The 22,233-nt window shown below is 43.4% G+C and carries 21 protein-coding genes; 13 read left to right on the top strand and 8 right to left on the bottom strand.

Annotated features, from left to right (window positions below):
- Positions 1-4 precede the first annotated feature (4 nt).
- On the bottom strand, positions 5-520 hold the full coding sequence (locus LNL84_RS00370) for a glycine cleavage system transcriptional repressor (RefSeq protein ID WP_244354122.1): 516 nt from the start codon (positions 518-520) through the stop codon (positions 5-7).
- A 375-nt stretch (positions 521-895) separates the two neighbouring features.
- On the opposite strand from LNL84_RS00370, the gene LNL84_RS00365 reads away from it, so the two are divergent.
- The 3 genes from LNL84_RS00365 to LNL84_RS00355 all read left to right on the top strand — a co-directional run bounded on the left by LNL84_RS00365 (position 896) and on the right by LNL84_RS00355 (position 3,064).
- Positions 896-1,270 carry a hypothetical protein gene (locus LNL84_RS00365; RefSeq protein WP_244354120.1) on the top strand — a complete coding sequence of 125 codons (375 nt, stop codon included), beginning with the start codon at positions 896-898 and terminating at the stop codon, positions 1,268-1,270.
- Positions 1,271-1,403: 133 nt separating this feature from the next.
- A complete protein-coding gene (locus LNL84_RS00360) occupies positions 1,404-2,645 on the top strand; it encodes a CinA family nicotinamide mononucleotide deamidase-related protein (RefSeq protein ID WP_244354118.1) in 1,242 nt (413 codons plus the stop codon).
- A 179-nt stretch (positions 2,646-2,824) separates the two neighbouring features.
- Positions 2,825-3,064, top strand: a complete 240-nt coding sequence (locus LNL84_RS00355) for a hypothetical protein (RefSeq protein ID WP_244354116.1) — start codon at positions 2,825-2,827, stop codon at positions 3,062-3,064.
- Positions 3,065-3,146: 82 nt separating this feature from the next.
- Here LNL84_RS00355 and LNL84_RS00350 read toward each other — a convergent pair whose 3' ends face one another.
- Both LNL84_RS00350 and LNL84_RS00345 read right to left on the bottom strand, forming a co-directional pair.
- Positions 3,147-4,550 (bottom strand): sensor histidine kinase, encoded by a 1,404-nt coding sequence (locus tag LNL84_RS00350; protein ID WP_244354114.1) that lies wholly within the window; start codon positions 4,548-4,550, stop codon positions 3,147-3,149.
- On the bottom strand, positions 4,543-5,265 hold the full coding sequence (locus tag LNL84_RS00345) for a response regulator (protein ID WP_244354112.1): 723 nt from the start codon (positions 5,263-5,265) through the stop codon (positions 4,543-4,545). The genes LNL84_RS00350 and LNL84_RS00345 overlap by 8 nt, the downstream gene beginning before the upstream one ends.
- Positions 5,266-5,449: 184 nt before the next feature.
- Here LNL84_RS00345 and LNL84_RS00340 point away from each other — a divergent pair, with 184 nt between their 5' ends.
- From LNL84_RS00340 to LNL84_RS00315, 6 genes are all read left to right on the top strand, one after another.
- Positions 5,450-5,776: a hypothetical protein gene (locus LNL84_RS00340; protein ID WP_244354109.1), complete on the top strand. Its 327-nt coding sequence runs from the start codon at positions 5,450-5,452 to the stop codon at positions 5,774-5,776.
- Between the two features lie 9 nt (positions 5,777-5,785).
- Positions 5,786-5,998 carry an SHOCT domain-containing protein gene (locus LNL84_RS00335; protein ID WP_244354107.1) on the top strand — a complete coding sequence of 71 codons (213 nt, stop codon included), beginning with the start codon at positions 5,786-5,788 and terminating at the stop codon, positions 5,996-5,998.
- 332 nt (positions 5,999-6,330) lie between these two features.
- A complete protein-coding gene (locus tag LNL84_RS00330) occupies positions 6,331-7,338 on the top strand; it encodes a DUF2804 domain-containing protein (RefSeq protein ID WP_425244268.1) in 1,008 nt (335 codons plus the stop codon).
- 9 nt (positions 7,339-7,347) lie between these two features.
- On the top strand, positions 7,348-8,202 hold the full coding sequence (locus LNL84_RS00325; protein ID WP_244354103.1) for a sterol desaturase family protein: 855 nt from the start codon (positions 7,348-7,350) through the stop codon (positions 8,200-8,202).
- Between the two features lie 137 nt (positions 8,203-8,339).
- Positions 8,340-9,113 carry a hypothetical protein gene (locus tag LNL84_RS00320; RefSeq protein WP_244354102.1) on the top strand — a complete coding sequence of 258 codons (774 nt, stop codon included), beginning with the start codon at positions 8,340-8,342 and terminating at the stop codon, positions 9,111-9,113.
- A gap of 80 nt (positions 9,114-9,193) precedes the next feature.
- Positions 9,194-11,458: an HD domain-containing phosphohydrolase gene (locus LNL84_RS00315; RefSeq protein WP_244354101.1), complete on the top strand. Its 2,265-nt coding sequence runs from the start codon at positions 9,194-9,196 to the stop codon at positions 11,456-11,458.
- A gap of 50 nt (positions 11,459-11,508) precedes the next feature.
- Here the strand turns inward: LNL84_RS00315 and yfaE are convergent, their stop codons facing one another.
- The 4 genes from yfaE to ubiG all read right to left on the bottom strand — a co-directional run bounded on the left by yfaE (position 11,509) and on the right by ubiG (position 16,492).
- A complete protein-coding gene (gene yfaE / locus LNL84_RS00310) occupies positions 11,509-11,784 on the bottom strand; it encodes a class I ribonucleotide reductase maintenance protein YfaE (RefSeq protein ID WP_244354100.1) in 276 nt (91 codons plus the stop codon).
- Positions 11,784-12,917: a class Ia ribonucleoside-diphosphate reductase subunit beta gene (nrdB, locus tag LNL84_RS00305; RefSeq protein ID WP_244354099.1), complete on the bottom strand. Its 1,134-nt coding sequence runs from the start codon at positions 12,915-12,917 to the stop codon at positions 11,784-11,786. Before nrdB ends, yfaE begins: the two co-directional genes overlap by 1 nt.
- A 74-nt stretch (positions 12,918-12,991) precedes the next feature.
- Complete coding sequence (gene nrdA, locus LNL84_RS00300; protein ID WP_244354098.1) at positions 12,992-15,280, bottom strand: class 1a ribonucleoside-diphosphate reductase subunit alpha; 2,289 nt, start codon at positions 15,278-15,280, stop codon at positions 12,992-12,994.
- A 507-nt stretch (positions 15,281-15,787) separates the two neighbouring features.
- Positions 15,788-16,492, bottom strand: a complete 705-nt coding sequence (gene ubiG / locus LNL84_RS00295) for a bifunctional 2-polyprenyl-6-hydroxyphenol methylase/3-demethylubiquinol 3-O-methyltransferase UbiG (RefSeq protein WP_244354097.1) — start codon at positions 16,490-16,492, stop codon at positions 15,788-15,790.
- Positions 16,493-16,811: 319 nt separating this feature from the next.
- Between ubiG and gyrA the strand changes: the two genes are divergently transcribed.
- Positions 16,812-19,433 carry a DNA topoisomerase (ATP-hydrolyzing) subunit A gene (gene gyrA, locus LNL84_RS00290; protein WP_244354096.1) on the top strand — a complete coding sequence of 874 codons (2,622 nt, stop codon included), beginning with the start codon at positions 16,812-16,814 and terminating at the stop codon, positions 19,431-19,433.
- 69 nt (positions 19,434-19,502) lie between these two features.
- On the opposite strand, the gene LNL84_RS00285 is transcribed toward gyrA, so the two are convergent.
- Positions 19,503-19,973, bottom strand: a complete 471-nt coding sequence (locus tag LNL84_RS00285; protein ID WP_244354095.1) for a WbuC family cupin fold metalloprotein — start codon at positions 19,971-19,973, stop codon at positions 19,503-19,505.
- Between the two features lie 247 nt (positions 19,974-20,220).
- Between LNL84_RS00285 and LNL84_RS00280 the strand changes: the two genes are divergently transcribed.
- The 3 genes from LNL84_RS00280 to LNL84_RS00270 all read left to right on the top strand — a co-directional run bounded on the left by LNL84_RS00280 (position 20,221) and on the right by LNL84_RS00270 (position 22,015).
- Positions 20,221-20,400, top strand: coding sequence for a hypothetical protein (locus LNL84_RS00280; RefSeq protein ID WP_244354094.1), 180 nt, complete (start codon positions 20,221-20,223; stop codon positions 20,398-20,400).
- 241 nt (positions 20,401-20,641) lie between these two features.
- Positions 20,642-21,238 (top strand): GTP cyclohydrolase II, encoded by a 597-nt coding sequence (locus LNL84_RS00275; RefSeq protein WP_244354093.1) that lies wholly within the window; start codon positions 20,642-20,644, stop codon positions 21,236-21,238.
- A gap of 156 nt (positions 21,239-21,394) precedes the next feature.
- On the top strand, positions 21,395-22,015 hold the full coding sequence (locus LNL84_RS00270) for a glutathione S-transferase N-terminal domain-containing protein (RefSeq protein WP_244354092.1): 621 nt from the start codon (positions 21,395-21,397) through the stop codon (positions 22,013-22,015).
- Positions 22,016-22,233: the final 218 nt, after the last annotated feature.

Below are 22,233 nucleotides of genomic sequence, written 5' to 3'. Positions count from 1 at the left end.
GCCTTTATGACTCAACAATAACACGTGTATCTTCACTTAATGACTCTAATTCATTAGCCACGTCCTGAATATTCATCGCTGTTGGTATTTTTAGCGCCATATTGGCAGTAAAGAGACTAGAGCTGATCCCACCACCACCAGCAATAAATACACGATGACAATCCATATCCAATAAGCGGATATCTTGCGCGTCAAGCACGTGTGTTATCTCGTTGACAATTCCAGCACGGTCGCTGGCATCAAGGCGGATTTGATATATCTTTTCGTGATCGTGAACATGTTGGTCAGTGTCGACGATTTCCGTGGTCAGCCCCGATTGCGAACGAAACGCTTCTTTGACAACGTCAGCGTTCACGCTAGGAAGCTCGATTTTGATCACAGCAGCCACGTGGTCTTCGATAAAATTCACTTTACTGATTAACCATTTCCCACCGTTTTCATGAGTAACGGCGGACAGGTGTTTAATGGTTGCCGGTGTCGCCTGGCCAACAAAGTTGACGATGAATGTACTACGGCTCATACAATGTCCTCCTCGGATGTCAGATAGAATAACTATCTGATAATGTTAATTTCAGTTTAGGAGTATTCGTGTCGCCATGCATGACGGATGTCTACTTTTTGAAGTATGCAGGATGGTTAAATAGCAAAAGAGTTAACTTAACCACAGTTAATTTATGGTTATTGTAAAAAGACAAAATCTTTCACGACGTTAATGTTGTCTTTGTCATAATCTCACGCTAACACTATGTTTATAACGTTTGGATATGGATTCTACTTATGGCGTTTGCCCAAGAATATTATTGGACGATCGCTTTGTTTATGGCGGTCTTGAGCGTCTGGAAAACGTACACAGGCCCAGCGTTGGCTGCGTTTTTTGGGCTTTAGTTATCCAGAAATGCTTCTTTATAACGTCATGCCAGCTATGTTTGCAGGCTTTGTGGGCTGGGTCATTGCTCCACTTATTCCTATTTGGCATGTTCGTGCCAGGCGTCTAGTATTCCGCCCAAGGCTACGGCGTTTTCTTCGTCATTGGCGCAAGTATGGCTATCGAAGTAGTGCACTTCTAGCTCCGGTACTTATTGGGATCCCACTGTATACACTGATATGCCAGCGTTTGAAGCAATCGCACCTACCAATGTTCTCTTGGTTACTAGTGTCAGTATTATTATGGAGTTCTCTTAGCTATTTTTGTTTCTGGCTACTGGATCTTTCTGAATATGTGTCGCTTATACATTCTATGTTGACAAACGATTTCGTAGAGCAGCACTAATTCATATCGTTAGGCGCCTCTGAAGAGGAGGTAGCTCGCCAGTCAGAAAGCGGAATTGTCCCCTGTAGTGAAGCCATTGATATTTTGTCAGGACCTGTCATTCTAGACGGATATCGTAAGATAAGAGGTTGAAATGAAGAAAATAGCTATGCTGAGTACCGGTGAAGAAGTGCTTTACGGCGATATTGTCGATACTAATGCTGCTTGGGTAAGTCGGTTGTTTTTTGAGAATGGCTTGGCTATGTACAAGCGAGCGACTGTCGGTGATCAACGTAGTGCGTTAACACAAGAATTAGTGATGCTCAGTCTGAATATGGATGTTGTGATTGTCAATGGGGGGCTGGGGCCCACTTCTGATGATCTTACCGCGGAAGTCGCATCGGCAGCTTCAGAACAGCCATTGATTCTTCATCAAGCATGGCTCAATAGATTAAAAGAATTTTATGCCAAGCGCGGCAAGAGCATGCCCGAGAGTAACATCAAACAAGCCATGCTACCTGACGGTTCAACTGTTATCGACAATCCTATTGGCACAGCGTGTGGGTTCAAGATGAAGATCAATGATTGTCTTTTCTATTTTACACCTGGGGTACCAAGTGAATTTAAGAAGATGATCGAAGAACAGATTCTACCAGATCTCACAGCACAATTTCCTATGTTGCAAGGAAGAAGCTGCAGCCGTTTGTACACCTTTGGTCTTTCAGAGTCAGGCATTGCAGACACTCTCAAAGAAGTACACCTTCCAGAAGGCTTTGAGCTAGGTTATCGCTCGTACTTGCCCTTTATCGAAGTTAAACTATTTGGTCCATCGGCTGATTTAGAGCGCAGAAACCGAGTGTTATCGTTAGTTGAGCGTCTGTTACACAGTAATGTTGTCAGTATTGACGAACCATTGCTTACAAGGCTTGGACATCTACTGGAAACAGCCCAACAATCGATAGCCATTGCCGAGCATGCAACGCAGGGGCAATTGACCGCTTGGTTACAAGAGGAACCTAAAGTGGCACAGCACTGCTCGGCATCTTGGGTTTTAGGTAAAATGACGGCATCTCCGCTAGACAAAGAAGATATGCTAGGAGCAACCTTTGCGTTAGCTGGCGCGACAAAATCTAATTGCAATACCGACATATCCGTAGTGACTGGCAGACTTGTCGACAATCGTTTTGCCATCGCATTGGCGACTCCTAAAGGGGAGTGGGGCCAAGTATTGTCATTCCAGCGTCAGTATAATTCGCTAGACCAGAAGGTGGTGATTAGAACGGTAGCTGCAGATATGTTGAGAAGGTTCCTTGAGGGTAAGCCGTTGTTCGCTGATTATGGTTTCCTAACACGGGAAAAAGACATGTATTTACCGCCAGAAGCTCTGAATCACTAATAGCCTGTTATTTAAGAATATAGCCATTTGTTATTTGAATATTCGTTATCGGTCTACACGCTAGCCTGATATTTTTCATACTCATCATAGTTTGTCTCATTATTGAGAGTGGTTATTTCTTAAAATTTGAGTAGGATCAAAGTTCACCTTGAAAGTAGTAGCACTGCACGGGGGGAAGTATGATTCAACAATCCAAGATCCGAGCTTTTTATCAGGTAGCAAATGAGCAGATAGTGCTAGGTGAAACTTTAGGTAAAAGATGCGGGGATATCGTGGCGATGTGGCTAAGTGTCCCAGTTGTCGATAGCCTAAATGATGATGGATTTAAAATTTCGTTATACGACGACGGTGGTCGTCATGTTGCCGACAAAACGGTAACAATGGGAACAGTTGATAGCATTCTGTCGACTGCCGAATGAATTTTTGCTAGCACGTTTTTAGGGTCAACCTTGATGTTGGCCCTTTTCTTTGTCACTAGTGCTATTTACGTATGGACAGTGTTTACGTATTGAGTGCGATAGTAAAGGTACAAACCAACCCAGATGGGGTGTTTTTTTGTAAGACAAGCTTGCCACCGTAAGCACTGGCTAGGGTACTGGTTATGGACAAACCCAGTCCAACATTCGAACCGCTAGTGCCTCGCGCAGAGTCTAAACGGGTAAAGGGTTTGACCACGTCCTGTAGCTTATCTTCTTCAATTCCTATACCGGTATCACTCACCTCAATTTTTAGGAAACCGCCTTGCTTTTGAGCCTTGAGTTCAATCGTGTTTTTCTCACCCCCGTATTGTACGGAGTTGTTGACTAGGTTTTCGATCATTCTTCGTATACTTAATGGGGGAACGGTTTCGACTAGTACTTCAGTGTCTTGATATTCGATATGAACGTTCTTGTCCGAGTACTCATCCACAATGGCTTGCATCAAACTGTTTATGTTTGTGCGTTGTCTGGTTTCTAATTGGCTGTCATCCTTTGCGAACCTCATCGTACTAGAAAGCATCTTATCCATGATAGTTAAGGTACGTAACATCTGTTGTTTGTCTTCACTTTCCTCAATAAATTCCAATCTTAGTCTGAGGCTTGTCAGTGGTGTTCGTAAATCGTGTGAGATAGCCGCTAGGAGTTTGCTTCGTTCTTGAATATAGTCAGCTAACTGAGTTTGCATTTCGTTAAAGGCAGTGATCGTGGGCAATAAATCAACGGGCCCTTGATTTTCAATTGGTGAAACTTGTCGGTTTTGAGCAAATTGGCGAGCTGACGTTCCCAGCGTTCTTATTGGTGTCAGCGCTTTATGAATGACTAGGATACAACCACCGACCGTAATGACCATAACACTCACAATAGACAGGATAATCCCTGTTGACCAGTGTGTCGTATTTTGCTGGATGCCAGAGGAAAAGTTCAGCCAGGTAGCGGCGCCAAGTTTTACCGAACCGTCGATGGTCGCGACGTAACTCGTTCTGCTGCTATGCATCTCTCTCATACTCATTCCAGTCATCATCGCATCATGCATATCACTCATATTTAGGATAGGGCGCTCGCGTTTGACCAAAGCAAGATGTACCTGCTCAAGGCCGGCTTGATTAAGTCTGCGCATAAGCAGTAGTTCTTCAGAAGAATGGCGAGTAGGTTCGTCCACCTGAGGTCGCCGAGAAATGGAAAGCGACAGGTCGGTGCTTTGACTAGCGTGAAGAATAGATGAATGGAGTTCTGTGGGTGTTTGAGCCAGAATATCAGTAACGGAAATGACCCTTTGAATTGCCCCTGAAGATGATAAAAAACTCAGGTTTTCAGATTTCTCCGAAGAAAGGAGGTAAATAGAAAGGAAAAAACTCAATCCGAAGCCCAATAAAATCACGAGGCCGATTTGGTGAATGAGTTTTAGGCTTTGGTACCAATTAGTCATGACTCACCTCACAACTGAACTGGTAACCGCCGCCCCAGATAGTTTTGATCAATTTGGGCGCTTTGGGGTTGGTTTCGACTTTTTTTCTTAGTCGACTAATTAGTGTGTCTACGGCTCTGTCATAGACATCTGCCCCTCGACCTTGAACGAGCTTCAACAGGTCTTCTCTTTTGAGCACGACGTTTGGATGCGTCAGAAAAGCCAACAGTAGTTCAAATTCGGTAGACGTAAGCGTGATTAGAATACCGTCGGGATTGACTAAGTCACGAGTGATGGCATTGAGTGTCCAGTCAGCGAAATGGTAGCGCTCGATAGCCGAGATCTGCTCAGTTACATTCGGAATGGCGAAATGTCGTCTTAGCACAGACTTGATACGTGCAAGCAACTCCCTTGGGTTGAACGGTTTTGCGATGTAATCATCGGCACCGACCTCCAAACCGATAATTCGGTCAATATCTTCCCCTAGAGCCGTTAACATAATGATTGGGATATTTGAGTCCGTGCGGATTTCTTTACATAGTGTTATCCCGTCTCTACCAGGCAACATCAAGTCAAGAATGATGAGGTCGAAGGGGCTATGGGTCAGTAACTTGTCCATCTCATTTCCGTCTACGGCCACGCTTACCGTAAAACCGTGTTGGCTCAGAAAGCGCTTGAGCAGGTCGCGGATTTCTGCGTGGTCGTCAACGACAAGAATATGGTAGGTGCGTTCCATCCTGATGCCTCTTTACGGTGTCTTATTATTCAATATAACCAGATTGTTAGGAAAAGTGTGGCAAAGTTTGTCAAACCTGACATCTGTCATCAAATGAAAGAATTAATGGCATTTGTGACACACTTCGACGTGCCCGATCTGCTGTAATTGAATTGAAGAAAACAGAAAGATGGAGGGACGTATTATGAGAACTTTAACCAGAACTTTAACCATTGTCGCTGCATTACTCCTTTCAGTAGGTGTATTAGCTCATATGGGCGGCGGCTACGCGCAAATGGGTTTTCAGCATCCAATGATGAATGAAGATAATCCGCAGTATCAAGCCATGCTTGAACTTCGGGGTAACCCTGAAGCAATGCAGGCTTGGATGGAAAGCATGCATGAAAACCCTCAAGCGATGCAGGAATGGATGAACCAAATGCACGCTAATTATAAGGGCAGAGATGGAGTCGCTCGTTTTGGATGTCATGGACGCTGGCAACCGTTAGACAATCCTGAAGAGAGTGAATAGGAGGTGGGTATGCATGACTTCTATCACTCTTGGATGATGACAGGAGGGCACTCTATGTTCTTATTCTGGATTCTATTCGCGGTCGTGTTGGTCTGGTTGATTTTAGCCTACCGTGTTCGGGGAGAGACACCCAGCGAGACACCACTGGAAATAGCCAAGAAGCGCTACGCGGCAGGGGAAATTAGTCGAACTGAACTGGATGAGATCAAGCGACAACTTTAAATAAAAGCAGGTCCGATAGGCGGCCCTGCTTTTATTCTAAGGTAGTTGATTTTAATCGACTCGGCGATTTGTAACCGCTCCTTTTTTGCTGTCGTATGAACGCAAGCAGTTTGTTGTGATCTATAAACATTTGAACATTATCTCGCTCATAGCGAGCATCGTTGCCGCTTTTCTCTTGAAGCATAGGCGCTTTACGCTGGTCTTCTTTTCTCACCTCTTTCAATGCCCTGATTGTGATGTGTCATCTCGACTTCACGGTAAAATGATGTTAAATATATGTTACTGGTCGGATGTCCAATCCGAAGTGGCGCAATTTCATTAGGAGCGAATCGGTGCGATTACATCAAGGGTCGTTGATTACAGACGCAGGTCAGCCACAATTTGGCCAGTTTGATAATTTATTTTCTGATCTTGGAATAGATAAGTTCAAATATTTCAATGAAATGGATGGTCTCGCATCACGTTGGGCTAAGTATTTTCATTACAAGCAGTTTCAGTTTGTGTGCATTGTGACACCCGATTACTTAATTGGTATTGCGATCGCCGATATCCGCTATCTCGGTTCTGGGTTTTGTTATCTCTATGAGATAGAGTCCAACACTCTTCACGAAGAGTCGTGGCTACGTCCAATGAACCTGGGTTACCAAACTACGCCTTCCTCATCTTTTGGTCAGGCCTCTATCCATCATAATGCGATTCAGTTTTTGATTCACGAAGGGGAGTGGCGGGTAAAAATCAATACCAATGGTGTGCAGTGCGATGTCCAATTAACGGCTGATCAAGAAAGTTATCCCCTTGCGATGTGCACACCCACTGGCTATCGCGGCTGGACATACACTCAAAAACACAATGCATTAGGTCTTGCTGGTGAGCTGAAGGTGAGGGGGCAAACTCAGGATATCACTCGCTGCTTAGCCAGCTACGATTTTTCCGCAGGTTATATGAGGCGAGAAACCAGTTGGCGCTGGGCGAGCCTAAATGCCGTTGTTGAAGGTGTAGGCGTGGGGTTAAATTTAGCACAGGGAGTGAATGAAACGGGCGAGTGCGAAAACGTATTATGGATAGGTAATCAGAGAATCCATCTTGGACTGGTCAACTTTGTTTTTGATCGTCATAAACCCTATGAGCAAACATGGAGAGTCAGCACCAAAGACGGGCGCGTTGATCTACAATTTAAGCCAATTAATACCAGAAAAGAGAAGATGAATGTCTACTTTTTAAAAAGCAATTTTCGTCAGTTCATTGGGCATTTTGAAGGCTACGTCATTGATACTTCAGGCCATAGAGTCGAACTCAATCAGGTCATCGGTTTAGTCGAAGATCATTATGCGAAATGGTGATAGACGACTATGAATAACTCTATTGTAGCGAATCCCGAGTGGTTGTTACTCATAATGGCACCACTGTTTACACTCTGTATTTTGGCTGAGTATTTTCTTGGGCAGCGCCGGGGGAAGTTGCCTAAAAACGGACATTACACGCTTTCAGAAGTGGTATGCAATTTTTCATTGGCGGCAATGCATCAAGCATCGGATCTGATCACTGGTCTCTTTATCGCGAAGCTTTATCTTGTTATCTTTGACTGGACGTTGTTGTCTATCGAAATCACGGTGCTATCTTTTATTCTACTACTCATTTTGCAGGATTTCGCGTACTACTGGTTTCATCGCTGTAGCCATCGAGTTCGCTGGATGTGGGCGGCACATGTTGTCCACCATAGTTCTGAAAACATGAATTTTAGTACTGCCTTTAGACAGAGCTTAATGTATCCACTGGCCGGAATGTGGCTATTTTGGGTGCCATTAATCGTTATCGGTTATCCACCAAATTGGGTAGTGTTTGCGGTGCTACTGAATTTGGGATTGCAGTTTTTTGTTCATACTCAGTGGATCCGAAACCTTGGCTGGTTAGAGAGGGTATTTAATACGCCATCGCATCATAGAGTTCATCATGGTCAAAATCCACAATATATTGATAAGAACTATGCCGGCATTCTCATTGTTTGGGATCGTTTATTCGGAACATTTGAACCTGAAGTTGAAGTTGTGCGTTACGGTGTCACCAAGGCAGTAAATAGCTTCAATCCTATTACAGTGACATTTTCAGAATGGAAAGACCTATTAAATGAGCTTTTCGATAGCAAGCTAACGCTCCCCCAAAAGATAAAATATCTTATTGCTCCCCCTTCAGATCGTAAAAATTGAGATAAAACTGAATGCATTGGGCGTGATAACAAAGACGGTAACGAGCCTGTTGACTATGCTTACTTTGATTAGTTTTTGATAACTTACCCTTTAGCGATTTGAGGGGGGCTGATAATGCAACGGAGTGAGGTTATTGAATGGATTCAAAAAAGCATAGGATGTCGATACGCTTAGCGTTGGGTACACTCTTGGTTATTACAACGGCCGTTACAATCGCGTTTTCCGTTTCTATACAGTATTATTTCCTAAAAAATAGTGAGTTATCCAACTCACTAATGCGTTACCAACATATTTCGAGTCAAGTGAGAAGCACGCTTTCTCAGTTGGATTCGGCGGCAAGAGGTATTGTGGATGAAAGTGCTATATCGATAAAATTGATCGACAAAGTAGAAGATGAAGCCGATCTTTTATTGTTCATGACGACGGTCTTAACTCACAATCCCAATATTTATAGTGTTTACATTGCCAATGATAACGAAGACCTTTTCCAGGTCATCAACTTAAATTCCGCTAATGTTCGTTCAAGGCTATATGCCAGTGCTGACGAGAGGTGGTTACAGATTAAGCATCACGGTATTGGAAAGGGTAGGGTTAAGGAGTCGGTTTATTATGATGGTGCGCTTAATCTAAAACGAAAGACGATAGCTCCAAGCTCTTTTCTTCCATCCCAGCGCCCATGGTACCAAAATGCTGGCGACAGCTCTGTTACGAAAACCGACCCCTACCTTTTTCACCACTTAACTGTCACGGGGCAAACTTACTCAAAAAGAATTCTGGGTTCGGATACCGTTTTTGCCGTTGATTACACACTTTCAACGATTGAGTCTTACTTTGATAGCCTAGACAAAGCTACTTTTGAAGCCTTTGTGTTTCTTCCTGATGGGCGAATCACCGCGACTAATCGCACGTAGATATTGAAAGTGAGCTACCTGCTGTTCGACCCTTTAGATTAACTGAGGCTCAAATTGAGCTGGTTAAAAATACCCCAGTATTGAAAGTATCCAATCAATTAGATTGGGCTCCTATTGATTTTGCGGTAACTGGTCACCCACAAGGTTATGCGATTGATATCATGAGAATGATCAGCAAGTTAACCGGACTACAGTTCGAGTATATCAACGGGTTAAGTTGGAAGGAGCTGGTGGCGCAATTTGGAAAAGGCCGCATAGACATTTTACATTCAATCTCTGCAGGTTCGAGTATTTCGTTGCCATTGACCCAAAAAGTTCCGCTGTACGACACACCATTTGCAATCGCATTAAGAGACACCTCCTTATTTAAAAGTCCAGATAAATACCAAAAGCCTTTGATAATCGGAGTGCTAGATGGTTGGACGATTGAGTATAAGTTCAGAGACCTATTTCCCAACGCCGAGATAGTGAAATACCCAACATTGAGAGAGGCATTACAAAGCCTGGATATGGCAGAGATAGATGCGGTGTTGGATAGTGAGCTTGTATTGTTGAAGAAGATAGACAATCTATTGATTGAAGACATTTCGGTTGAGCAAATTCCTTTGGAACTACTAGACAGTCGCTACAATCTGGTGCTCCATTCAGGTCAAGCCGGTTTAGCCGAACTCATCGAACAGGCCATCGAGAGTATAGATGAGCCCGCGTTAGCCTACCTTGAGAACAAATGGCGAGATGAAAGAATCATTCTTACTCACATTCCCTACAAAGAAGTGGCTGGTTTAATTAAGAGGGAGGCGCTTAGTCAAGGGATTCAAGAAGTTATAATTAATGGAATTAATCATTATGTCTATATCGAAAAAGTAGATGATGAGGAGCAGCAATACCTCTCTATTGTGATCCCACAGAGTCAAATCATGGATTCAGTAAACAAAAAAGTGGCGTTCTTTTTACAGGTAACACTTTTGGCGCTGCTGCTACTTCTGGTTGTTGTATGGTTTATAGCAATACCGGTTGTAAAGCCTATTAAATTGTTGGAGAAACAATCTAAGCTTATTGCGAATAGAAAATACGATGAATTGGAGCATATCGACAGCCATGTGAAAGAAATTCATCGCCTTTCGCTCTCGTTTACCAACATGGCAAGCTCGCTCGAACAATATGAAAAAGAGCAAAAAGAGTTTATCGATTCCTTTATTCAGCTTGTCGCTGATGCCATTGATGACAAATCCCCCTATACAGGAGGCCATTGTCTACGGGTTCCCGAGTTAGCCATCCTTTTGGTAGACAAAGCGCACCAAAGTGACTTAGCACCATTTACGGCGTTTTCCTTTAAAAATGAAGACGAATGGCGTGAGTTTCGGGTAGCGGCGTGGCTGCATGACTGCGGCAAGATCACAACCCCAGAGTATGTGGTGGACAAGGCGACTAAACTTGAGACCAACTACAACCGAATACACGAAATACGAACCCGCTTTGAAGTGTTGTGGCGGGATGCTGAAATTGCTGCTCTTCGTCAAAAAATGGCGCCTAATGCCAACAATGAAGAAATTGATTGTCAATTAACTAATCGAAAAAACGAGCTTCAAGAACAGTTTGCGTTTATCGCCAATAGCAATATCGGTGATGAGTTTATGTCTAGCGAAAGCCTACAAAAAATTGCAGAGATCGGGCAACAACAATGGATGCGCTTCTTTGACAATACACTTGGGCTCTCCGCGCAGGAGACATCAAGGGTAGATCAAACTACAGCCTCTCTTCCTGCACGTGAAACTTTACTGGCGGACAAAGACTCTCACATAATAAAGAGAAGCCGCGACTATTACGTTGAGCCGAGCTCAGGCATTAACATGGACATTCCCAAGCATCTGTATAATTTAGGGGAAATCTATAATCTGTCGATTCAAAAAGGCACCTTAACCAATGAGGAAAGGTTTAAAATCAACGAGCATATGATTAGCGGGATCAAAATGTTAAATAACATCCCGTTCCCAAAAGAGCTCGAACGTGTACCCAGATACGCCTCGACACACCATGAGACAATGAAAGGCACAGGGTACCCAAGGAAGTTATCGGGAGATCAATTGTCGATTCCTGAAAGAGTTCTGGCATTGGCCGATATATTCGAAGCGCTTACAGCATCTGACCGTCCTTATAAAACCGCGAAAACGATAGCTGAAGCTTTGGCTATCCTGCACAAAATGGCCTTAGAGAATCACATAGACAAAGACGTATATAGGTTATTCGTAGAAACGAAAGTCTACCAAACCTATGCGGAGGCATACCTGTGTGAGTCTCAAATTGACGAAGTGGACGAAGAGAGTTTATTGCGAGGTATTGTCTAAAAAAGAAACGGCCATATAGGCCGTTTCATCAACTCAAAGAAAAGAAACCGCTAGGCTCTTTTCTTTATTTGGTGGGCAATATCATCGAGCTCAATGTCTGTTTTAGCGCGACAGATGCAAGGCAATATTTCATTGTTCTTCGTATACGCCATAGCAAAACCTACATATTCGACTTCACCGGATACCAGAGTACAGCGACACGCACCACAATGTCCGTCTCGGCAGTTATATTCTGGGTCTAACCCCGCTTGCTCCATTGTTTCTAACAAGGTGTTTGATGGGTTAGACTCTATTGAAGTAAGAGAGTTGATTTTGATTGTTGGCATTAAAGTTCGAAACCCTCGAAGTCGTCAGTACTTACCTCGTTGTCGATTTGGCCAACTAGATAGGAGCTGATTTCAGCCTCTTGCGGTGCGACTTGAACGTTGTCAGAGGACAGCCACGCATTAATCCAAGGGATTGGGTTCGAAGTCGCTTCTGGATAAGCTACCCCAAGACCAACGGCTTGCATACGTACGTTAGTGATGTATTCAACGTACTGACACAGAATATCTTTGTTTAAGCCGATCATAGACCCGTCTTTAAACAGGTACTCTGCCCATTCTTTTTCTTGCTCGGCGGCTTCCTTAAATAGGTCGAAGCACTCTTGCTTACACTCTTCTGCAATCTGCATAAAGCTAAAGTCATCTTGACCGTTTCGAAGCAAATTGATCATGTGCTGTGTACCAGTTAGATGCAGAGCTTCATCGCGAGCGATCAGTTTGATGATTTTAGCATTACCTTCCATCAGTTCTCGTTCGGCAAAGGCAAAAGAACATGCAAAGCTTACGTAAAAGCGGATTGCTTCAAGTGCGTTGACAGACATCAAGCAAAGATAGAGTTTCTTTTTAAGCCCCATCAGGCTAATAGTGACTTCTTCGCCATTGATGCTATGAGTACCTTCACCGTAGCGATGGTAATCGTTGGTCATTTGAATCAGATCATCGTAGTAATGAGCGATGTCTTTAGCACGTTTCAAAATGTGCTCGTTCTCTACGATATCGTCAAAGACCAGGCTAGGGTCATTAACGATATTACGAATAATATGCGTGTAAGAGCGCGAGTGGATGGTTTCAGAGAACGACCAAGTTTCGATCCAGGTTTCAACTTCTGGCAGCGATACCAATGGAAGCAAGGCAACGTTTGGACTGCGCCCTTGAATCGAATCTAATAGAGTTTGATATTTTAAGTTACTGATGAAAATGTGCTTTTCATGTTCAGGTAGCTTGTTGTAATCGATACGGTCACTGGAAACATCGACTTCTTCTGGTCGCCAAAAGAAAGAAAGTTGTTTTTCGATGAGTTTTTCAAAAATTTCGAATTTTTGTTGGTCGTAACGAGCAACGTTGACCGACTGGCCTAAAAACATAGGCTCTTTAAGTTGGTCATTTTTTGTTTGACTAAAAGTACTGTAAGCCATTTTGCCTCAATCCTTTTCTCCCCCCTAGAGTGAGAGGGGAGGTTTTATTCAATTAACTAATTCCAATAAACGGTTTAGATCTTACAACCGCCGCCTGCACAATCATCATCTTGTTCGGCAACCACTGTGCCATCACCTTGGTCATCTTTTGCACCGTCACGGGTGTTATGATAATACAGAGTTTTAACCCCGTATTTGTAGGCTGTTAGAAGATCTTGGAGTAGTTTCTTCATTGGCACTTTGCCATTGTCATAAACACTTGGGTCGTAGTTTGTATTCGCAGAGATAGCCTGATCAACAAACTTCTGCATAATACCAACAAGGTGCAAATAACCATCGTTAGCACCGATGTTCCATAGTAGCTCGTAGTTTTCCTTCAGATTGACGAAATCAGGAACTACCTGTTTCAAAATACCGTCTTTAGACGCTTTTACAGAAACATAACCGCGCGGTGGTTCAATACCGTTAGTCGCGTTCGAAATTTGCGATGAAGTTTCAGAAGGCATTAGCGCTGTGAGTGTTGAGTTACGTAAACCATGTTCCATGATTTCAGAGCGTAAACCGTCCCAATCATAGTGAAGAGGTTCGTCACACACTAGATCGACATCTTTTTTATAGGTGTCGATTGGCAGCAATCCTTTCGCGTAATTTGTTTCATTGAACAGTGGGCAGCGACCTTGTTCTTTCGCTAGTTCTACCGATGCCTTGAGCAAGTAATATTGTATGGCTTCAAAAGTACGGTGCGTCAATCCATTTGCAGAACCATCAGAATACTTCACGCCGTTTTTGGCTAGGTAATAAGCAAAGTTAATGACACCAACACCCAGAGTACGACGATTCATCGTTGACTTATATGCCGCAGGAAGAGGGTAGTCTTGATAATCGAGTAGAGCGTCTAAAGCTCTCACAACAAGATCCGACAACTCTTCGAAATCATCCAGTGACTTAATTGCGCCCAGGTTAAACGCTGATAGCGTACACAGTGCAATTTCGCCTGAATCGTCTTCGACATTGACAAGTGGTTTAGTCGGCAGCGCAATTTCCAAACATAAGTTTGATTGACGTACTGGAGCAACTTCAGCATCAAATGGGCTGTGAGTATTACAGTGGTCAACGTTTTGAATATAGATTCGACCCGTTGATGCACGTTCTTGCATGAGCAGTGTAAATAGTTCTAGTGCTTTAACGGTTTCCTTCTTAATTGAAGGGTCGTTTTCGTACTGTACGTATAAACGTTCAAATCTCTCTTGGTCTTCAAAGAACGCATCGTATAAGCCAGGAACATCTGATGGCGAAAAGAGCGTGATATTACCGCCTTGTACCAGTCTAGAGTACATAAGCTTGTTAAGCTGTACGCCATAATCCATATGACGAACGCGGTTTTCTTCTACACCACGGTTGTTTTTAAGAACCAGTAGCGATTGTACTTCGCCGTGCCACATTGGGTAGAACACAGTGGCCGCACCACCACGTACACCGCCTTGTGAGCAACATTTTACTGCGGTTTGGAAGTACTTATAAAAAGGAATACAACCAGTATGGAACGCTTCACCGTTACGAATTTCTGAGCCTAGAGCGCGAATGCGTCCAGCATTGATACCGATCCCCGCACGTTGCGAAACATAGCGAACGATAGAGCCTGCCGTCGCATTGATCGAATCAAGGCTATCACCACATTCAATAAGAACACAGGAGCTAAACTGGCGAGTTGGCGTGCGTACACCCGACATAATAGGGGTAGGCAAAGAGATTTTGAATTCAGATGCCGCATCGTAGAATCGCTTGATATAGCTTAAACGAGTTTGGGTTGGGTATTTAGCGAACAAGCACGCCGCAACCAAAATATAAAGAAACTGAGCACTCTCATAAATTTCTTTTGTTACACGGTTTTGAACGAAGTACTTACCTTCAAGTTGTTTGACGGCAGCGTATGAGAAATTGAGATCTCGAGTATGGTCAATATAGTTATCGAGCTCTTCGAGTTCTGCTTTGCTGTAGTCTTCCATTAAGTGCTTGTCGTACTTACCCATATCTACCAGTTTGGCGACATGGTCGTACAGCTTAGGTGGCTCATACTGTCCGTAAGCTTTTTTACGCAGGTGGAAAACAGCAAGACGTGCTGCCAAGTATTGGTAGTCTGGTGCATCCTCTGAGATCAAATCAGCTGCTGACTTGATGATCGTCTCATGGATGTCTGAAGTCGTAATACCGTCATAAAATTGAATGTGAGCTTTTAATTCAACTAGAGAAACGGAAACGTTCTGTAGGCCTTCCGCCGCCCATGTAATAACGCGGTGGATTTTTTCGAGATCGATATTTTCTTTACGCCCATTACGCTTTGTAACGGTGAGTTGCTGGTTCATTCTGAGGAGTTCCCTAACAAAACTGTGTGAAGTTGCACGTTTCTGTAATTTTTGTAGATTTTTGTAACAACTTCGTGATCCAAGTCTACCTATACGATTTGTTGTGAAACACAACATATAGGGGTCAATCGCTTTACGAGTTACAAGATAGTGCTGTACGTTCCATTTTTCAAGTTAGCTTTGGTGAATGTCTTGTGGATAACTAGGGGAAAGAAAAAAAACAGTTAGTGTTTACTAACGGACGGTGTAAGGTGAGACTTAGCTAGGGAAAAGTAGGAGTTGGAAGATCGATTTCAATTCAACCAATCGCAAAAAAAATTTCTTGATCTTTAGGCTATTTTGATTGTTGTTGATCGAGCGCAAAAAATGGCAAAATTGGTTCAATAAATCAGCAAATCATAGTTGTGTTAATAGCTTTAGTATGTTTTAGAAAAAAGCCAAATAGATTCGATGTTAATGAGATAGGGAAGTTATAGAAGGTCGCTGCGACAACCTTCTTTTATCAGACTACTTTTGAGTATGAACAATGTAATTAACGTCGACACGTTTTCCTAATTTATAGGTGTCAGTCAAAGGATTATATTGCAAGCCAGTGATACCAAGAGCGGTCAATTCACTGTGGTCAATCATCTTCAAAAGCTCAGAAGGTTTAATGAACTTCTCATGATCATGAGTACCTTCAGGAACGATTTTAAGCAATTTCTCGGCGCCGACAATGGCAAACAGATATGATTGAAGGTTGCGATTGAGCGTAGAAAAAAACACTTGTCCGCCAGGCTTTATCAATTTAGCGCAAGAACGTACCACCGACAGAGGATCCGGTACGTGCTCGAGCATCTCCATGCAAGTGATGACATCGTAAGTTTCGGGATGTTCATCGGCGTGCTGCTCAATAGTATTTTGTACGTAGGTGACTTTAACGTTGCTTTCAAGGGCATGAAGACGAGCCACTTCGAGTGGTTCTCGCCCCATATCCAGTCCCGTCACCTCTGCGCCTTGCACCGCCATGCTCTCCGACAAAATACCGCCACCACAACCGACATCGAGCACTTTCTTGCCGAAAAGGCCATTGGCATGGTCAAGTACGTAGTTGAGTCGCAATGGGTTAATCTGATGTAGAGGTTTAAACTCACCTTCTAGATCCCACCAACGGCTCGCCATATCTTCGAATTTTTTAATTTCGTTTAAATCGACGTTTTGCTGTTTTTCCATATGTATTAACTTGTTTGTGACTAACGCTTGTCGCGAGTATACCCCTAATTTTTAGATCGGTGTTTATCTAAGACAAAAAAACTTCACATTTGTTGGCGCAGCAACTCTGTGAATTGTGTTGCGTTAATTGTTTCTTTTTTCATCACTTTTCAGAGCGATAGATATCAAATGTGCAAATTGTAGGCGTTTGATTCGTAACAAAGGTCACAACATAGTAAAAGCGAAGGGAAAGTGATGCCGATATTACGAATATTGTGTTATATTTTTTCTCCTTATACGTATCGAATATACGATCAAACTATAGAGGGATAATGGCTCTATGAGCGATCTAGCTAAAGAGATCACGCCCGTAAACATTGAAGATGAGCTAAGAGGTTCATATCTTGACTATGCGATGTCAGTCATCGTTGGTCGTGCTCTTCCAGATGTGCGTGATGGCCTAAAACCAGTACACCGCCGCGTTTTATTCGCGATGAATGTACTGGGCAATGATTGGAATAAACCATACAAAAAATCAGCCCGTGTTGTGGGTGACGTAATCGGTAAATATCACCCACACGGTGATAGCGCAGTGTACGACACTATTGTACGTATGGCGCAGCCGTTCTCGCTTCGCTATATGTTGGTCGATGGTCAAGGTAACTTTGGCTCAATCGATGGCGACTCAGCGGCGGCAATGCGTTATACCGAAGTTCGAATGGCAAAAATTGCTCACGAACTTCTGGCTGACCTAGATAAAGAAACGGTTGATTACGTACCTAACTATGATGGTACTGAGCAAATACCAGCGGTCTTACCGACCAAAATACCAAACCTTTTGGTCAATGGTGCGTCAGGTATCGCGGTTGGTATGGCGACAAACATCCCACCTCATAATCTAACTGAGGTTGTCGACGGTTGCTTGGCATACATTGCAAACGAAGATATCACCATCGATGAATTGATGGAGTATATCCCTGGCCCAGATTTCCCTACGGCAGCATTAATCAGTGGTCGTAAGGGCATTATCGAAGCATACAAAACAGGTCGCGGTAAAGTCTACATGCGCTCTAAAGCGGATATAGAAGCAGACAAAAATGGTAGAGAGACCATTATTGTTACCGAGATCCCTTATCAAGTTAACAAAGCGCGCTTGATTGAAAAAATTGCCGAGCTTGTAAAAGATAAGAAAGTCGAAGGTATTAGCGCCCTGCGCGATGAGTCTGACAAAGACGGTATGCGCATTGTTATTGAGTGTAAGCGTGATGCAGTGGGTGAAGTTGTTCTTAATAACTTGTACTCGCAAACCCAATTGCAAACGACATTCGGCATTAACATGGTTGCGCTTAACAATGGCCAACCTCAGCTCTTCAATCTGAAAGATATGTTGAAGTGCTTTGTCGATCACCGCCGTGAAGTTGTGACACGTCGTACTATCTACGAATTGCGTAAAGCCAGAGACCGTGCTCACATCCTGGAAGCTTTGTCACTAGCGCTTGCGAATATCGATGACATCATCGAATTGATTCGTAACGCACCGACACCAGCGGAAGCGAAAGTTGGCTTGGTGGCTCGTGGTTGGGAGTTAGGCAACGTTGCGTCAATGCTTGAGCGTGCAGGCACAGATGCTGCCCGTCCTGACTGGCTAGACGATGAATTCGGTATCCGCGATGGTTTATACTATCTAACTGAGCAGCAAGCTCAGGCGATTCTTGAGCTTCGTTTACACCGTCTGACTGGCTTAGAGCACGAGAAGATTCTAGATGAGTACAAAGAGCTACTAGAAGAAATTGCAGAATTGATGCACATTCTCGCTAGCACTGAGCGTTTGATGGAAGTGATTCGCGAAGAGCTAGAACTTGTTCAAGCGACATACGGTGATGAGAGACGCAGTGAAATTACTGCTGCGGTTCATGATATCGATATGGAAGAGCTGATCGCTCAAGAAGATGTTGTTGTCACATTGTCGCACGAAGGTTATGTGAAATACCAAATCCTAAGCGACTACGAAGCTCAGCGTCGTGGCGGTAAAGGTAAGAGTGCAACTAAGATGAAAGAGGAAGACTATATTGAACGTCTTCTTGTTGCTAATACTCACGACCATATTCTTTGCTTCTCTACTCGCGGTAAGACATACCGACTGAAAGTGTATCAATTACCTCAAGCGAGCAGAACGGCGCGTGGTAAGCCGATTGTCAACATTCTTCCGCTAGAGGAAGGTGAACGTATTACCGCTATCCTGCCTGTAACTGAGTTCAGTGAAGACAAATTTATCTTCATGGCGACAGGTGATGGTACGGTTAAGAAGACATCGTTATCAAGCTTTGCAAACGTGCGTTCTAACGGCCTAATCGCTGTTAACCTGCGTGATGATGATTCGTTAATTGGTGTGGATATCACTGATGGCAATAGCGACATTATGCTGTTCTCGAAGGCGGGTAAAGTGGTTCGCTTTAGTGAAGACAAAGTGCGTGCTATGGGCCGTACTGCTGCTGGTGTTCGAGGTATGAAACTTGCCGAAGATGACCAAATTGTGTCGTTAATTGTTCCTTCTAACGAAGGTGATATTTTGACAGTGACGCAAAATGGTTACGGTAAGCGTACTGAACTTGCTGAATACCCAACGAAAGGACGTGCAACCCAAGGTGTTGTTTCTATCAAAGTCTCTGAGCGTAACGGCAGCGTAGTCGGTGCTGTACAAGTTGAAGAAGGCGATGAGATGATGATGATCACCGACGCTGGTACACTTGTTCGTACACGCGTTGCAGAAGTTAGCCAGGTTGGTCGTAACACTCAAGGTGTAACTCTGATCCGTACCGCTGACGACGAAAATGTTGTTGGCTTGCAGAGAATCGACGAAGTTGAAGAGCTTGAGATCGCTTCTGATGAAGAAGTTGTTGGTGAGTCAGATGTTGACATTTCGGCACCACAGAACGACGAAACAGACGAAAACGAAGAGTAATACTCATCGATAAAGTAAAAAGCCGAGCTCTATGAGCTCGGCTTTTTTGATCGTTATAAATGGACGTTGTTAGTTTGGCTGTGCTGTACGCATCCACTCACGGTACTCGTCAGCCCCATTTTCACCTTCTGCTGGTGACCAGGGAGCAAAGTCTTCTTGAGGCGTTGGGATATAAGCACCTTCTTTGATTTCAAGCCCGACAGTACCCGATTCCATACATGCGTAGCCATGCCATGTTCCCGCGGGGATCTCTATGGCACGGTTTGTTGTTGGCGAAAGGCTGTGTCTTTGCGTTACGTTGCCGTTGTCGTCAAAAATTAGCAGGTCTAGTTGGCCTTTTAATACCAGAAAAAGCTCCCACTTGTGTGCTTCGCTATGGCGATGTGGACGCATATAAGTATCAGGTTCGGTTGAAATGAACAATCTTTGGACATTTGCTTCAAGCTGTTCGTGTAAATTATGGTGACTTCTTTTTCTTGGCGCTTGTTGTGCGTTTTCTGCAAACGTATCGAAATCTTGGTTACTGATAATTTTTAACATTTTTTTGCCGTTTCATTCAATGGTTAACCTGCGCATTATAGCAGAAGCCAAACAAGATAAGATGTCGCTCTATTGATTAGTTTGTGTTGTAGTTTGAAGGTTAAAACTGACGCAGCCAAAGTCGATAAAACCACCCTTGCAAAGTGTGAATTTGATTCCAAAGTCGCGTGTTATTCCTGTACTTTATGATCAGGGTGTTAAGATGAACATTGTTTACAGTATGAGTAGCTAAATAGGCGGTGTGGCAGTGGAAGCAGCAATAACTCAATTTAAAAAGGACTTTTATGCTCATATCAAGTCTATGCATGGCGTGAAAGCGGGCGAAAATAAAAGCACTCTGGCCGTATTGACAGATGAAGAACTCGCAGAGCTAGAGAATGCATGGATTCAACTTGCCGTATGGAAACAACAGCAAAGCGCTGTTTAGCTATTATCGCTACAAAATTGAAGACCTCGAGTTGTATATGCATCTCGAGGTTTTTTTTGGCCCAACTACAGGCAAGCTAATATCGACTCGCATTGCGAATAAAACTTTTGTTATAATATAACAAAATGATTATTAAATATAACATTGAAAAGTCGAGTTACTAACCCCATAGTAACCATATTATTAGATTAATTTGGCTAGGAAGCTTTCCCGGGCCAACATCGTTCAAGTGAGTGAAAGTATGGCTGAAGTTCGTGCCAGAGTTGGGTTAAAGGTTGGAGCGAAGAGTGACATTGAAGCAGAGATGCTATCGTTCCATGGGTTGAAAACGGAAAAAGAACACGTAGCGGTTGTTTTCAAAAATGCTGATCACAACGAGTCAATTCCTTTGGTTCGTATGCACTCAGAATGTCTCACGGGTGACGTGTTCCATTCTTCTCGCTGTGATTGTGGAGAGCAACTTGAAGAAACCATTCAGAAAATGGCAAGTGATGGCGGCATCATCCTTTACCTTCGTCAGGAAGGAAGAGGGATTGGCCTGTATAATAAGCTGGATGCTTATAAACTACAAAGCGAAGGTATGAACACTTACGAAGCAAATAATCACTTAGGTTTTGGTGATGATCTTCGTGATTTTTCTGAAGCCGCTCAAATGTTGCAGGCTTTAGGTATCGAAGAGATCCGACTGGTGACCAATAACCCGCGAAAAGTCGAGGAGCTGGTTAAGCATAATATCGTGGTAAGCGAAGTGGTTAATACCCATGCACATGTTAAAGAGGGTAATGCCAGCTACCTCGAAGCAAAAGTCTCTCATGGAAAGCATGATTTAAAGTTGTAGTCTTTTAGAAGTCATGTCATGAAGCTCGTCAATATTGGCGAGCTTTTTTTGTCGCTATAATCAGGTGACCATACGTTTTCATGGAAAGATATTTGACCACACAGCGAACCGTTATCTACAGTAAGAGACCTGAACAGTGGAATAAAGGGATTGTAAATGAAACTGTATGAACTAGCACCGACCCCAAGTTGTAAACGCCTCAATATTTTCCTTAACGAACTTGGAATAAAGGATCTCGAACGGGTGCCCTTAGATCTAAGAGGAGGGGATAATTTAACGGATGATTACCGCCTAAAAAGCATTAACGCTAAGGTCCCCATGCTTGAGATTGACGCTCAGACTCGATTGAGCGAAACGGTCGCAATTTGTCGATATTTTGATGAGATAACACCGAATTCGCTAGCCTTATTTGGCGAAGGCGCTCTAGAGAAAGCTCAAGTAGAGATGTGGCACCGCATCGTTGAATTAGAAGGCGTGATGGTAGCATTCCAGGCGTTTCGTAATATCTCGCAGATTTATAAAGACCGGGAAACCTGTGTTTCCGAGTGGGGTTCGGTATCAAAAACTCGATTAGAAGCTTTTTTTCCTAAGTTGGATAAGCAACTTCAGGCTTCTGACTATGTTGCTTCAAATCGATTCTCAATTGTCGACATTACCGCTTTTGTGTTGGTGGGGTTTGCCAGTGCAGCACTTGAGCTAGAAATTTGTGCAAACTACGAGAATATACAGCGATGGTATGAGCAAGTATCGAGCAGAGCCTCAGTTCAATCAGTGTAGATCCGTCCGTTATCAAATCAACGACTTCTAACGTCTAACTATCGCGTTTTTTTCATATTTGTAGTGGAAAAAGTCCAAGTGCAGTGCATCATGAAAAAACAGTTATAAGGACGTGTCATATCATCAGGATTGGCACGATTATGTTGCAAGATGGACCTTGGCGTTGGTGCAGGCATACCATTATTCGTTACTTTCATTTAATAATTATGTCGCAAGTG

The sequence above is a fragment of the Vibrio gelatinilyticus genome, assembly GCF_022836845.1.
GTDB classification, from domain to species: Bacteria; Pseudomonadota; Gammaproteobacteria; order Enterobacterales; family Vibrionaceae; genus Vibrio; species Vibrio gelatinilyticus.
Note: the sequence above shows the minus strand (reverse complement) of the source record. Positions and strands in the feature narration are given on the sequence as shown.